The 12,708-nt window shown below is 71.7% G+C and carries 12 protein-coding genes; 5 read left to right on the forward strand and 7 right to left on the reverse strand.

The features are described 5' to 3' along the window. Positions 1-8: 8 nt before the first annotated feature. Positions 9-2,993 (reverse strand): nSTAND1 domain-containing NTPase, encoded by a 2,985-nt coding sequence (locus WMF31_RS21935; RefSeq protein ID WP_436606584.1) that lies wholly within the window; start codon positions 2,991-2,993, stop codon positions 9-11. 372 nt (positions 2,994-3,365) lie between these two features. Between WMF31_RS21935 and WMF31_RS21940 the strand changes: the two genes are divergently transcribed. From WMF31_RS21940 to WMF31_RS21960, 5 genes are all read left to right on the forward strand, one after another. After that, complete coding sequence (locus tag WMF31_RS21940) at positions 3,366-4,532, forward strand: hypothetical protein (protein ID WP_436603822.1); 1,167 nt, start codon at positions 3,366-3,368, stop codon at positions 4,530-4,532. 22 nt (positions 4,533-4,554) lie between these two features. Then, positions 4,555-4,749, forward strand: coding sequence for a ferredoxin (locus tag WMF31_RS21945; RefSeq protein WP_436603823.1), 195 nt, complete (start codon positions 4,555-4,557; stop codon positions 4,747-4,749). 48 nt (positions 4,750-4,797) lie between these two features. After that, positions 4,798-6,024, forward strand: coding sequence for a cytochrome P450 (locus WMF31_RS21950; RefSeq protein WP_436603824.1), 1,227 nt, complete (start codon positions 4,798-4,800; stop codon positions 6,022-6,024). Positions 6,025-6,270: 246 nt separating this feature from the next. After that, complete coding sequence (locus WMF31_RS21955; protein ID WP_436603825.1) at positions 6,271-6,495, forward strand: DUF6289 family protein; 225 nt, start codon at positions 6,271-6,273, stop codon at positions 6,493-6,495. A gap of 532 nt (positions 6,496-7,027) precedes the next feature. Next, entirely contained in the window at positions 7,028-8,344 is a 1,317-nt protein-coding gene (locus WMF31_RS21960) for a serine/threonine-protein kinase (protein WP_436603826.1), read from the forward strand. 106 nt (positions 8,345-8,450) lie between these two features. On the opposite strand, the gene WMF31_RS21965 is transcribed toward WMF31_RS21960, so the two are convergent. The 6 genes from WMF31_RS21965 to WMF31_RS21990 form a co-directional block, all read right to left on the reverse strand. Then, positions 8,451-8,954: a hypothetical protein gene (locus WMF31_RS21965; RefSeq protein ID WP_436603827.1), complete on the reverse strand. Its 504-nt coding sequence runs from the start codon at positions 8,952-8,954 to the stop codon at positions 8,451-8,453. Beyond that, the gene (locus tag WMF31_RS21970; protein ID WP_436603828.1) at positions 8,951-9,472 is read right to left on the reverse strand and encodes a hypothetical protein; all 522 of its coding nucleotides are present in this window, start codon (positions 9,470-9,472) and stop codon (positions 8,951-8,953) included. The genes WMF31_RS21965 and WMF31_RS21970 overlap by 4 nt, the downstream gene beginning before the upstream one ends. A gap of 28 nt (positions 9,473-9,500) precedes the next feature. Continuing rightward, positions 9,501-10,223 carry a hypothetical protein gene (locus WMF31_RS21975; RefSeq protein WP_436603829.1) on the reverse strand — a complete coding sequence of 241 codons (723 nt, stop codon included), beginning with the start codon at positions 10,221-10,223 and terminating at the stop codon, positions 9,501-9,503. Positions 10,224-10,329: 106 nt separating this feature from the next. Beyond that, the gene (locus WMF31_RS21980) at positions 10,330-11,301 is read right to left on the reverse strand and encodes an SMP-30/gluconolactonase/LRE family protein (RefSeq protein WP_436603830.1); all 972 of its coding nucleotides are present in this window, start codon (positions 11,299-11,301) and stop codon (positions 10,330-10,332) included. Positions 11,302-11,410: 109 nt separating this feature from the next. Continuing rightward, a complete protein-coding gene (locus tag WMF31_RS21985; RefSeq protein ID WP_436603831.1) occupies positions 11,411-12,070 on the reverse strand; it encodes a nucleotidyl transferase AbiEii/AbiGii toxin family protein in 660 nt (219 codons plus the stop codon). Beyond that, on the reverse strand, positions 12,067-12,345 hold the full coding sequence (locus WMF31_RS21990; RefSeq protein WP_436603832.1) for a hypothetical protein: 279 nt from the start codon (positions 12,343-12,345) through the stop codon (positions 12,067-12,069). The genes WMF31_RS21985 and WMF31_RS21990 overlap by 4 nt, the downstream gene beginning before the upstream one ends. Between the last annotated feature and the right edge of the window lie 363 nt (positions 12,346-12,708).

Consider the following 12,708-nt stretch of genomic DNA (forward strand, 5'->3'; position numbering starts at 1 on the left):
CCGCCCCGCTACGGCAGCCTCTCCCTGATCTTCCCCACGACCCGCTCGATGAGCTGCTCCTGCTCGCGCTTGCTCCGCAGCACCGCCTCGGCCGCCGCCCTGGCCTTGTGCTCCTCCTCCGTGGCCCGGAGCTCCGCCCTCCGCGCCTCGGCCTCGGACCGCCGCGCCTCGTCCCGCGCCCTCTGCGCCTGCAGGGCCGCCACGCGGGCCCGCTCGGCCTCGGCTTCCGCGTGCCCCCGGGCCTCCTCGGCCTCCCGCTGCATCTGCTCGGCGCGCCTCCTCTGCGCCTCGCTCTCCAGCCGCGCCGCCTCGCTCTCCAGCCGCGCCCGCTCCGCCGCGCTCCGGGCCGCCTCCTCGCGCGCGAGCGCCGCCTTCAGCGTGTCCTCCGTCATCTGGATCTCCTGGAACGCCTTCGTGATGACCCGGTTCTGCCGGGTCACCTTCACGATCCCGAGCCCCGCCGCCACGACCAGGAACGACAGCGCCGCGATGATCCCGGTGACGAGGCGGCGCCTCCCGCGCTGGAGCTGATCGGCGAACCGGAGCACCTCCTCCAGGTAGAGCCGCTCCCGCGCCGGCAGCTCCCCCCGGTAACGCTCGCGAAAGCCCCGCGCCTCCTCCGCCACCTTGCCGCGCCAGAGCGTGTCCACGGCGCGATCGCTCGACGCCCACAGCCTCGCCGCCGCGCGCAGCCGGTCCAGGAACTCGGCGTCCTCCTGGTTCTCGTCGAGCCAGCGCTCGAGCGTCGGCCACCGCTCGATGAGCGACTCGTGCACGATCTCCACCGTGCTGCCCGCCCGGTCGCTCGCCGTCTCGATCGCCAGCAGCCGCGCGTCGGCGAGCAGCCCCACCACCCGCTCGATCTCGCCGCGATCCCCGGGCAGCTCGCAGAGCTCGCCCAGGCTGGCCACCGCCCGCGTCCGCTCCGGCGTCACCAGGCGCTCCAGCACCGCCCGCGCGAGCTTCGCCTGCCGCTCGCTCATCCCGGCCAGCACCGTGTCGGCGTGGCTCGCCAGCGCGCCCGCCACGCCGCCGAGCGCCTCGTAGCTCGCCCGCGTCAGCATCCGGCGCTGCCGATCGCGCATCTCCCACAGCTTCGCCGCCGTGAACTGCAGGAGCGGCAGCGCGCCGTGCGTGGTCGAGAGCGCGTCGAGGAGCCCCTCGACCATCGCCGGATCCTCGACCTCGTACCTCGCCGCCTCCAGCGGCCTCATCAGCGCCTCGCGCAACCCCTCGCGCCCCATCGGCCGCAGGAACACGAGGCCGCGGAGCATCGCCCCCATGAACCGCTCGTGCTCGGCCATCCGCTCGAGGAAGTCCGACCGCACCGACAGGACCACCCGGAGCGGCGATGAAGCGTCGTCCGCCACCCCCTCGAGGCACGCGAGGAACGCCTCGCGCTCGCTCGCCGGGGCGCCGAGCGTGAACAGCTCCTCGAATTGATCGACGAACACCAGCAGGCGCCGCCCCGCGCCGTCCGACCACGCGCGCAGCGCGGCGCCAAGGAGGCCGGGCTCGGCGCGCAGCCGCTCGATCCAGGCCGCGCTCGCCGTCGCGCCGCCCCGCGGGGCGAGCGTGCGGGTGACCGAGCTCAGCGTCACGACGGGGTGGCTGAAGAGCTGCGCGAGCGCGGCCATCGGCTCGCGCCCGGGCCGCAGCACGAGCGCCTCCCAGCCCTCCCCGGAGCGCTTCAGCGCCGGGATCACCCCCGCCCTCACGAGCGACGACTTCCCCACCCCCGACGCCCCCGCGATCGCGAGCAGCGGCTGGTTCCGCAGGCGCGCGACCGCGCCCGCGAGGTCCTGCGCGCGGCCGAAGAAGCGGTCGGCGTCGGCCTCCTGGAACGACGACAGGCCGGCGAACGGGCTCGCGTCGCTGTCGAGCAGGATCGCCCGGCGCCCGGGCAGGAGCGGCAAGAGCTCGGTCAACAGCTCGTCCGCCGAGGCGAAGCGCTCGGCCTTCTGCTTGCGCAGGCAGCGATCGATGATCGCGCCGAGCGCGCCGAGCTCCGGGTGGCGGGCGCTGACCGACGGCATCGGCTCGTCGGGGACCGAGACCCGGAGCAGGCTCATCATGCTGACCGGCGCGAGCGGGTGCGCGCCGAGCACGAGCTCGTGCAGCATGACGCCCACCGCCCAGATGTCGCTGGACTGGTCGATCTCCTTCCCCCTCCACTGCTCCGGGGACATGTACGGCAGCGTGCCGATGATCCCGCCCTCGCCGGTCAGGCAGGTGTCTCCGGCGACGGTGCGCTCGACCGCGAGCGCGAGGCTCGTCTCGTCCTCGCGCAGCTTGGCGATGCCGAAGTCGACCACCTTGATCGCCCCCGACGCCTCCAGCATGATGTTCTCGGGCTTGAGATCGCGGTGGATGATGCCGGAGGCGTGCGCGAGAGAGAGCGCGCGCACCACCGGGATCATGAGGTCGACGGCCAGGCCGGGCGGCACGGGCGCGGTCGATAGCTGCTCGCCGGCGTCCGGAGGTCTGCGCTGCTTCATCCAGGCGCCGAGGCTCTGCCCCTCGATGTACTCGAGCACCATGTACGGGTGTCCGTCGTGCTCGTTCACCTCGTGAATCGTCACGATGTGCTCGTGCTTGCAGCGCGCGGTGGCCCGCGCCTCGATCAGGAAGCGCTGGACATCGGCGCTGTCCAGCCGGGTGAGGAGCTTGATCGCGACGAGGCGGGCGAGCCGGGTGTCGCGCGCCAGGAAGACCACGCCCATGCCGCCCCGGCCGAGCTCGCGCAGGATCTCGTAGTGGCCGATGCGGGCGCCGGCCAGCGACGGCGGAGCGCCCCGCGCGCGCGACGAGGGCGGCGGGGCGACGTGCGAGAGCGATGACGACAGAGGAGCGCCCGCGCAGATCGCCGCGAGTCGCTTCGTCCCGCGAGCCCCCGCGGCCGCGGCGACCGCGTTCGCTATCGTGACGGGCGGAGCGGCCGCTCCGGGCGCCGCGGCCGCTCCGGGCGCCGCGGCCATTGCGCCCGTGCGCATCGTGAGGGTGTAGCCCGCGTCCTCGAACCTCCCGGAGCCCATCGAGGAGCACCGCTCACGCTCGGGCTCGACCCCACCGGTCGATCGACCAGCCGGTTCCGGAATGATCAGCTCGGTGGACATCTTCCCTCCTGAACGCAAAAAGACATCACCATCAAAACCACGGTCGCCGCCGCGTGCGCGACCGGAGCGAGGGCGAGAGCATAAGCGTCCAGTGCACCCTTGCATACCCGGACTTGCCACGACCGCACTTCCCAGGAGGACATGCGCGGGGGTACCCTCGGACGCGAGCTTGCTTGGCGGCCCGGGGATCCGGGGTGAACGCTCGATGGAGCATCCCGGGCGAGCTCTCCTGGAGAGCCACTGCCTGTCATGACGACGATTTGCGAGCGACCCACCCAGGTCGCCCTCCCGATGGCGAAGCGCCTCCTGTCCATCGCTCTCGCGGCCCTGTGCGCCGCGCCTGGGCGGGCCCGGGCGACGTCGTCGGCGTCGCCCCCCGCGTCGCTGGAGCTGGCGGAGTCGTCCTCCCCGGCGCTGCCCTCCGCGTCGGTGGAGTTGGAGGAGTCGTCCTTGCCGTCGTCGCCCTCGCGGCTCCCCGCGTCGCCGGCGACGGCGGGATCATCGTCACCGCCCCTGCCGCCGCCATGGCATAACGGCGTCTCGGAGGAGCAGAAGCAGAGGGCACAGGCGCTCTTCACGGAGGCGCGGGCGCTGCACCGGAGCATGATGCTCGCCGAGGCGCGGGCGAAATACGAAGAGGCGCTCGCCGCCTGGGAGCACCCGGAGCTCCGGCTCTACCTCGGGCGGGTGTTGAAGAGCATCGGGCTGCCGCTCCTCGCGTACGAAAACCTCCGCCTGTCCCTGCGATGGGGGCCCGGCTCGCTCGATCCGGAGAGGGAGCAGGAGGCGCGCGCGGCCCTGCGAGCGCTCGTGACGCAGGATCTCGCCGCCATCGAGATCCGGTGTGACGAGCCGGGCGCCGCCGTGCTGATCGACGGCAAGCCCTGGTTTCTCGGCCCTGGCACCGCGCGCCGGATGGTCACGCCCGGCGAGCACGTCGTCATGGCGAGAAAGGACGGCTACTTCACGGTGGTCGAGCCCCTCCTCGTGCTCGCCGGCAAGGAGGCCTCGGGCCAGCTCGCGCTGAGCGTCGATACCCTCATCGTCCATAGACGGTGGCCCGAGTGGCTCCCCTGGGCCACGCTCGGGGCGGGCGCGGCCCTGGGCCTCGCGGGCGGCGGGTTGATGTGGCATGCCCGCGCCGAGCACAGCACAACGTACGATCAGCTCAAGCGCGACTGCGATCCGTCGTGCGCGCCAAAACCCAGCGACGAGCACGCTCCCAGCGTCACCAAGAACGATGTGGCGCTCGGCGCCCTCATCGCCGGCGGAGCGACGGCGCTCGCGGGGACGGTCCTGCTCTTCCTGAACATGCCTCAATCCTACCGCACCGAGGATCGGGGCGACCTGAAGCTCGAGATCCGGCCCGCCGCGTCGCTCGACACCGCGAGCCTGTCGGCCAGGATCGTGTTCTGATCCGAAACCACTGGAGGCACGGATGAAGATCGTGGTGAACTGGGAACGTTGCGAGGCCAACGCCGTCTGCGTGCGGGCGGCGCCCGAGGTGTTTCGCGTCGACGACGACGACCGGCTGCACCTGCTCGTCGACGACGTGCCGTCCGAGCTCCGCCCGGAGGTGGAGAAGGCCGTCCGCGCCTGCCCGCGCGGCGCCCTGTCGCTCGAGGAGCCCTGAGCTCAGGGAGAGCCCGATTCATCGGGAATGGAAGGAGAGGTGATTCAGATGATGCTGGACAGTTCTCGCCCCACGGTCGACTTCAACCCCTCTGCGCCCGGGTACACCGAGGATCCGTACCCCGTGTACGCGCGGCTGCGCGAGGCGCCCATCCGGTACTGGGCGGAGGGTCACAGCTGGCTCGCCAGCCGTTATCACGACGTCCAGGCCATCCTGCGCGACGGCCGCTTCACCACCGACAGCAGGGCGTGGGCGCTCGCGTCCTCGCTCGGATCGAGCAGCAGCCCCGAGATCGAGGAGCTCAACCGACACGGGCTCTTCTCGCTGCCGGACAGGGACCACGCCCGGGTGCGCAAGCTCGTGAGCCCGACGCTCACGCCGCGCGCGGTCGAGCGCCTGCGCCCCGAGATCCAGCGCATCGTCGACGAGCGGCTCGACGCCGCGGCGGGAAAGGGCGTGATCGACGTGGTCCACGATTTCGCCGAGCACATCCCGGTCCGCGTGATCGGCAGCATGCTGAACATCCCGCCGGAGCTCGACGCGTCGTTCCACCGCTTCGCGGACTCCGCGGTGAAGCAGCTCTTCCTCATGCTGCTGTCGGCCGAGGAGCGCGAGCGGGTGTTCGCCGGCATCCGCGAGGGGATGGCGATGATCCACGAGGTGATCGAGGCGCGGCGCAAGCGGCCGATCGAGGGGGACACCCTGACGGCGCTGATCCAGGCCGAGGAGCAGGGCGACCGCCTGAGCAAGCCGGAGCTCGCCTCGCTGGTCACGGCGCTGCTCGTGGGGGGCTCCGAGACCACCGTGCACCTCATCGCGTTCACGGTGCTGAACCTGCTGAAGCGCCCCGAGGTCCTGGCCCAGGTGAAGGAGGACCCCGAGCTCATGAAGGGCGTCGTCGAGGAGGTGCTCCGCTTCGACAACTTCGGCAAGCTCGGCGTCTTCCGCTACGCGAAGGAGGACGTCGAGATCGGCGGCGCGCGCATCGCGAAGGGCGAGCTCGTCATCCTCTTCCTGGCGGCGGCGCTGCGCGACGAGGCCGCCCACGCGGCCCCCGACCGGTTCGACCCGCGGCGGGACGCGGCCGGGAGCCTCGCCTTCGGCAACGGCGCCCATTATTGCATCGGGGCGAACCTGGCGCGCCTCGAGGCGCAGGTCGCCGTGAGCTCGATCTTCCGCAGGTTCCCCGGCATGACGATCGCGTCGCCGCCGACGTTCGGCGCGCACCCCGCGATCCGCAAGATGGATTCGTTCAAGGTCCACCTCGGCGCCTGATCGTCGATGGCCGCGCGCCTGCGTTCGGCGGAGCGACAGGCGGGCTCAATCGCCAGAAGAGAGCAGAAATTCGATCGGCTAGGGCGCCGATCGCGCCGGGGATCCGAATACCACCTTGGCGTCGTGGCGTCCTGGGGTCCATTTCTCGCTTGCTCCATGGGATCGGCGCCCTAGGATCATGCCGTGTCACTTGCTTGCGCGGGCGCCTCTCCGCCTGTGCGTTCACTCGTTCGAAGGAGCTTCCTCATGCGCAAGATCACCCTGTTGCTCGGACTGGCCACGACCCTGGTCGCCACGGCGGCCCTCGCGCGCCCGGTCATCGCCGACGAGATCGGCGAGTTCTACATCTACTTCGACGCGGAGGGCCGCGTGGTCGGCCGCTCGTCGATGGATTGCGAGGGCAACTACTACGAGTCCGGCGTCCTGACGAACCGCTACTCGCGCGGTCAGGCGTTCTGCATGCCGCGCTGAGCGGCCCGGGTGCGCGCCGCCTCGACGCGAAGGGCGGTGTCTCACGCCCTCCAGCGACAGCCCCTCCGGCGCTCGTCGCGGCTCCCCTGAACGGAGCGTCCCTCCCGAACGGAATCCCCGCCTCGCCGTCCCGCCCCGACGCGGAGCCCGCCACCGGGACGCTGCGATGCATGCGATGTAGCAGAGCGGCGTCGTCCTGGCGCCGCTTCACCACCTCACCTCATGCGCGCCTCCTGCTCGGGGGGCTCCCGATCGAGGGACTCCGATCGTCCCCGGTTCCAGGTTCGCCACTTCGGTGCTATTGTGGTCTGCATGCCCCGGTCTCTATGTCCTGGAGCATTGTCGCATTCGCGCGGCAATGGGCCTGGACACGGTGACGGCACGGAGGGTACCGCTCGTGTGGCAAGCCTTGGCTCCTGGTGGACGATCCGACTCCAACGTCCAGAGGGTGGACAGCGCGCGCACGGTCGCGCCGCGTTCCAGACGATCCGTTGATGCCGGTCCCGCCTCTTCCGCCGCCGGGCGGGACGGCGTGGCGCAGACCCCGCGGAGCCACCGCCGGCTCATCGCAGGCCGGTACAGGCTCCTCCGGCTGATCGGGCGCGGCGCCATGGGCGAGGTGTGGCTCGCGCACGACAGCGCCCTGCGGATCGACGTCGCGCTCAAGCTCCTCGCCGTCCAGCGCGAGGGGGAGGCGAGCACCGCGCTGGAGCGCTTCCGGTTCGAGGCCCAGGTCGCGGCGCAGCTCGCGCAGAAGACGGACCACGTCGTCGCCGTCCACGACGTCGGGGAGGATCCTGCGGTGGGGCCGTACCTCGTCATGGGGTACGTTCGAGGTCGGTCGCTGCGGCAGCTCCTGCAGGACCGGGGCTCGCTGTCCCCGGCGGAGCTCGCGCCGCTGCTCGGCCAGATCGGCGAGGCGCTCTCGGTCGCGCACGCCCTCGGCATCGTGCACCGCGACATCAAGCCGACGAACGTCCTGCTCGCGGAGGAGCGCAACGGACAGCTCCGCGCGAAGGTCGCGGACTTCGGGATCGCCAAGTGGATCCGGAAGGACCTGCCCGCCGACTTCCCGCGCCGGACGGCCGCCGGCGTGGTGCTGGGCACGCCGGCGTACCTGAGCCCGGAGCACGCGTGCGACGGGGACACGGGCCCGCACTCGGACATGTGGGCGCTCGCGGTCGTCGCGTACGAGGCGCTCACGGGCCGGCTGCCCTTCCCGGGCCACACCATGAGCGACGTGCTCGCGGCGATCCTGAGCCGGGCGCAGCCGCCGCCGTCGGCGCCGCCGTTCCCGGAGGCGCCGCCGGCGCTGTCGGCCTGGTTCGAGCGCGCCTTCGCCCTGAACCCGGAGGAGCGGTTCCCGTCGATCGAGGCCATGGTGGCGGCCTACCGGGCCGCGGTCGGCCAGCCCGACGCGCCGGAGCACGCCGGGTCCGCGCGCCGGCGCACGCTGGGCCTCACGGCGGCCGGCCTCGTCGTGACGCTCGGCCTCCTGCTGTCGGCGTCCGCCCTGAGGGCGCAGGCCCAGGTCCCCGCGGCGCCGCTGGCGTCGAGCGTCGGCGCGCGCGCCGCCGCCCTCGCCCGCGCCGCGCAGGCGCGCCTCGCGGCCCAGGCGGGCCCGCGCCCGGCGGCGGCGCCGGGGGGCGCCGCGGAGGCCTCCTCGACCGCCTCGCCCGCCGCGGCCGCGCCGCTCGCCCCCGCCGCGGCCGCGCCGCTCCCCCCCGCCGCGCAGCCGGTCGCGCCCCGCCCGGCGCCGTGGAGCGCGCGCAGCGGCCCCCGCAAAGGCCGCGCGCCGGGCACGCGGGGCGCTCCCACGGAGCGCGCGCTGCTCAGGGATCGTCACTGAGCCGATGTCCGCGGCGCGCCGAACGCGCTGCTCGATGGGATCCTGATGGGATCGAGCCTGCTCGGGCGGCCCCGAGGTCGCCCCGCGAGGCGGGGCGCGGGCGCCCTCACGCCTGTGCGACGTCGCGGAGCAGCTCCTCGTAGAACGCGTCGCTCAGGAGGTAGTCGGCCCACCACGGCTCCACCGGCGAGGCGCCCCGGCGCTGCTGGAAGAGCACGAGATCGTCGAGCTCGCCGTCGTACCAGCCCCACAGGAAGCGGGCGCGCAGCACGTCCACGTTCCGCCTGCGGAGCTCGGCCACCGCGTCCTCGAGCGACTCCTCGTCGAACTCCTCGATCAGCGCCTCCGCCTCGTCGATGATCTCGGAGAGGTACGCGAGCCCCTTCCTGGTGATCTCGAACCGCGCCTTGCGGCGGTTGACCTCGACGAGATCCGCGTTGACGAGCTCCTGGAGGACGTCCTCTAGCGGGGTGAGCTCGGACGGCAGCACGAGGGGCATCTCGATGCCTCCGTCGGCGGGCTTCAGGTCCATCTTCTTCAGCACGTAGATGCCGGCATAGGCCAGCTTCTGCTCGCGCGAAACGACTGGAGCTCTGCGTTCACCGTTCATGCGTGCTCCGCGATGCGCCAGGCCTCCGCCTCGAGGCAGATGTGCCGGCGTCCGTGTTCGTCGGTTTCGAGCCACGAGTCCACGTCGCCAAGAGCGTAGTGGACGGGCGTGCGCCCGGCGGCCTTCGGCTGCCGGATGCGCGCGGCGTGGGGGTTGCACATGGCGAGCACGATGGCGCGCTCGCCGGAGAACGCGGCGGGCAGCCAGCGCTCGAGGAACGCCGACAGGAGCACGGTCACCGAGTAGTCCTTCGCGACCTCCTCGACGAAGAACTCGAGCTCCACGTCGTCCGACAGCGCCTCCGGCTCGTCCGCGGCGTGCACCGCCAGGACGAGGGCGTCCGTCACGCACACCGGCGCGCGGTCCGCGCGGCCATCGAGCCAGAGCGCGGACACCTGGCAAAAACCGAACTGCGTGGACTCCAGGTCCGGCGCGTCCCGGTGCTGCTCGAGGTTGAGCAGCTCCAGGGCGGGACGGCAGCGGAAAGGGAGCTCGGAGATGCTTCGCAGGGGCTGCATCGCAGCGGGCGGCGCGTGGCGGGGGTGCTCAGGCGACGAGCCGCGCGGGCTTGCTGGTGCGGTCGCTCCGGTGGATGCCGAAGCTCGATCCGCCGGACCGGCCGCCGCCGAAGCGGCGGTTGCCGACGTTGTTGTACCGCCGCCCGGTCTGCGACGCCTTGCTCCGGTCGACGCTGGACGGGTTCGCGGCGCGGTAGGTGTCGCGGTGCGTCCGGAGATCGGCCATGCGGCCGGGCGGCGTGGTGTACGGCTGGGAGTAGACCGGCACGTAGTTCGGCCGGAACGCCGACGACACCATCGCGCCAAGCATCATGCCGGACGCCAGGCTCAGGAACGGCGAGTGGTAGTACCCGTAGGCCCCGTGCCCGGACGTCTGGATCTGCCCGGCGCCCTCGCCCGTGACGTCGCGGCGGATCGTGAACACCTTCTCCGGATCCTGGACGGCGCCGTCGCTGTTCTTGTCGAAGAACCCGGTGACGACCTGCGTCTTGGCGTCGAGGTCGTGGACGGCGACGCTGATGACCTCGCTCCCCTGGTAGATCTCGTTGACGCGCCGCTCGAAGTCCTCGGGCCCCTCGGCCGCCTTGTACGCCTCGTTGATCTTGTCGAAGTCGAGATCGACGCGGGTGTCCTCGGTGGTCGCCCACCGCTCGTTCGACCGCGCACCGGTGTCCGCCTTGCCGCAACCGGAGGCCGCGCCGACGACGGTCGCCAACACCAGGGCGGGCAGGATCGTCCTCATTTGCTTCATCAGTGAGGGAATTGTCTGGGGCTGTTGGCGGATTTTGTCAAGCAGGCGCGCGCGGCGCGCCGACCGCGGGTGCCAGCCTGCAGGGCGCGAGCGCGGGGGGGGGGGACTACCGCTGGTGCACGAGCGGGAGCCCCGCCACGGGCGCGCGGAACGTGACGAGCTGCGACATGCCCAGCGAGCCCATGAAACACGTGCGGAGATCGGGGCCGCCGAACGCGATGCTGGTGGGGAGCTGCAGGGTGCCCCCCGCGCACGTGCCGAGGTCGCTCATCTCGAGGATGCCGCTCGCCTGCTTCTGGAGCAGCGCCTCGATGGCGTCGGGGCGCGGGTCCTCGAAGACGACCTGGTGGCTGCCGTCGGGGAAGATCACGACGAGGCCGTTGCGGCAGGGAGAGGCCACCCACACGTTGCCCTCGGCGTCGAAGGCGAACCCGTCCATGAGCCCGCCGGGGCCGAGGCTCTCGGGGCCGAACGGCTCCCGCTCGCCGAGGCTGCCGTCCTGACGCACGGGGAAGCGGAGGAGGCGGCCGGGGACCGTCTCGACGGCGTAGAGGAACCGCTCCGCGGCGTCGAGGCGCACCTCGTTCGTCAGGCGGAGGTCGTCGGCCACGATGCGGGGGCCCTTCTCGTCGACGAGGACGATGTACCCGTCGCGGCAGCGCTCGTCGACGACGGCGTCCCACCACGACGGGCAATGCCGCGTCAAGATGGAGATCCAGAGGCGATCCCGCGAATCGATGAAGCAGAAGTTCACGGCCCCGAGGGGTTTGCCCTCGATGGAGTCGAGCAGGACCTCGGCCCGCCCGTCGCGGTACAGCCTGTGGACCTTGCCGCCCGACATCGTGGCCACGATGAGGTTGCCCTGCCGGTCCATCGCCATGCCGTTGGGCTCGCCCCCCACCTCGGGGCCGAGCCGCGCCTGCGCGCCGCCGGGATCGATGCGGGTGGCGATGCCGCGCGCGTCCGAGGCCCAGAGCGTGCCGTCGCGCTCGGCGACCACGCACTCCGGCCGGACGAGGTCGTGGCCGACGCGCCCGAGGTGCGACAGCTCGACCGTGAACCCCTTGACCGATGACATTCCGATGCCCCTCCTTGCCCGGCGCAGCGCCAGGGAGGCGAGCGTATCACCACCACCGACGGGGATCATCCCGGTGCTGGCTCATCACAACGCACGACGGAGCTCTGGATCAATCGAGCCGCTCGGACAGCTTGGGCAGCGGTAGAACCTCGACATCACGCGTCGCGTGCATCACAAGGAGCCGTTTCACGGTATCCGGCAAACTCGCGAGATCACCGCCCTCGAAGTACGCCAGGGTCTTCTGCGCGATGAGCGGATTGAACGCGGGACCGAAGAGCGAGCGTGCGGACCCCAGAATCTGCTCGATGGAAACACCTGCATCGAGGAGCGCCGCAATGTCGAGATAGTCCTTGGACTCGACGCGCTGGAGGAGAGCCTTCACCTTGGTGCCCGCCAGGTCCAGAACGGACGCCACGCGGAGGATCCCGTCCTCGGTCAGCGCCGGCTCGCCCACGCGCCCGAACGCGATCTTGCCGAAGAATGAGACCTTCACGCTCCCTTCCGGAGACCGAACGAGCACCGTCCTCGCGTTGGCCTCTTCCTGCAAGGCATCGCCCTCTCGAAGCCACGGGATCTCGCGCTCGATCTCGTGATGATTCAACGGGTCGTGTGCAAAGAAGTCGAAGTCGATGGATTCACGATGTCCCAGGCGCAACGCGAGCGCCGTGCCGCCATAGAGGACGAAGCACCTGGGAACGCAAGCAAGCTCAGGCCACAGCGCTCGCTGGGCGGCGGGGAGCACATCGAGCCTGGGCAGCAGGCGCGTCACGGCCGTGGGCGCTCCGGCAGAGGCGGCGGGCGCCGGCCGAAGAAAAGGTGCCAGTAGTTCCAGGACTTCGGATCCATCACGCCGGGGGGAGCGTGCTCCAGTGCGTCCAGCAAAGCCTGATCGCCCATCACACGCCGGACGGTCCGCACGTCTTCCGCCGTGCCGAGCGTCATCACCTGGCAGAGAAAATGATGGGGGCGGGCGAGGGTCACCGCAGGGGGTTGCCACCAGACGTACCTGGCTGCGAGCGCATGGAGCTCGGCGTCGGTGCTCACGGGCAAATCCTACAGTGTTCTGGGCCCTGCGGCCACCGCATGGTGGCGCGCCGCCGGGTGGTGGTCGCGTCTGAGGTGCTCCCCTCTGGGGCTTGCGTTCCGGCGGGCCTCTTCTGCGGCTCGCCTGCACTCCAGGTCCCCCGCCTCCGGAGCCCCCGCCCCGGGCGAGGAGATGCGGGCGAGCAGCCACGAGCTCGCCCCGCCACCGTGGCCACGACAAATGAGAATTTCCACGCGCTGATCGGAATGCGTGCCACCCGCGACTTTGTGGTGTTCGCCCCGCATCCCTCGATTGACGGTCCGGCATCGCCGGGAGTACGTAGCGCCAGCGCCGTGTCCCGAAGGCCAGCACACCGCGGCGTC

The sequence above is a fragment of the Sorangium sp. So ce1036 genome, from assembly GCF_051369805.1.
GTDB classification, from domain to species: Bacteria; Myxococcota_A; Polyangia; order Polyangiales; family Polyangiaceae; genus Sorangium; species Sorangium cellulosum_F.

Coding starts and splice junctions, on each gene's coding strand:
- WMF31_RS21935 (WP_436606584.1), bottom strand. CDS start 2,993: ATGCGCACGGGCGCAATGGCCGCGGCGCCCGGAGCGGCCGCGGCGCCC.
- WMF31_RS21940 (WP_436603822.1), top strand. CDS start 3,366: ATGACGACGATTTGCGAGCGACCCACCCAGGTCGCCCTCCCGATGGCG.
- WMF31_RS21945 (WP_436603823.1), top strand. CDS start 4,555: ATGAAGATCGTGGTGAACTGGGAACGTTGCGAGGCCAACGCCGTCTGC.
- WMF31_RS21950 (WP_436603824.1), top strand. CDS start 4,798: ATGATGCTGGACAGTTCTCGCCCCACGGTCGACTTCAACCCCTCTGCG.
- WMF31_RS21955 (WP_436603825.1), top strand. CDS start 6,271: ATGCGCAAGATCACCCTGTTGCTCGGACTGGCCACGACCCTGGTCGCC.
- WMF31_RS21965 (WP_436603827.1), bottom strand. CDS start 8,954: ATGAACGGTGAACGCAGAGCTCCAGTCGTTTCGCGCGAGCAGAAGCTG.
- WMF31_RS21970 (WP_436603828.1), bottom strand. CDS start 9,472: ATGCAGCCCCTGCGAAGCATCTCCGAGCTCCCTTTCCGCTGCCGTCCC.
- WMF31_RS21975 (WP_436603829.1), bottom strand. CDS start 10,223: ATGAAGCAAATGAGGACGATCCTGCCCGCCCTGGTGTTGGCGACCGTC.
- WMF31_RS21980 (WP_436603830.1), bottom strand. CDS start 11,301: ATGTCATCGGTCAAGGGGTTCACGGTCGAGCTGTCGCACCTCGGGCGC.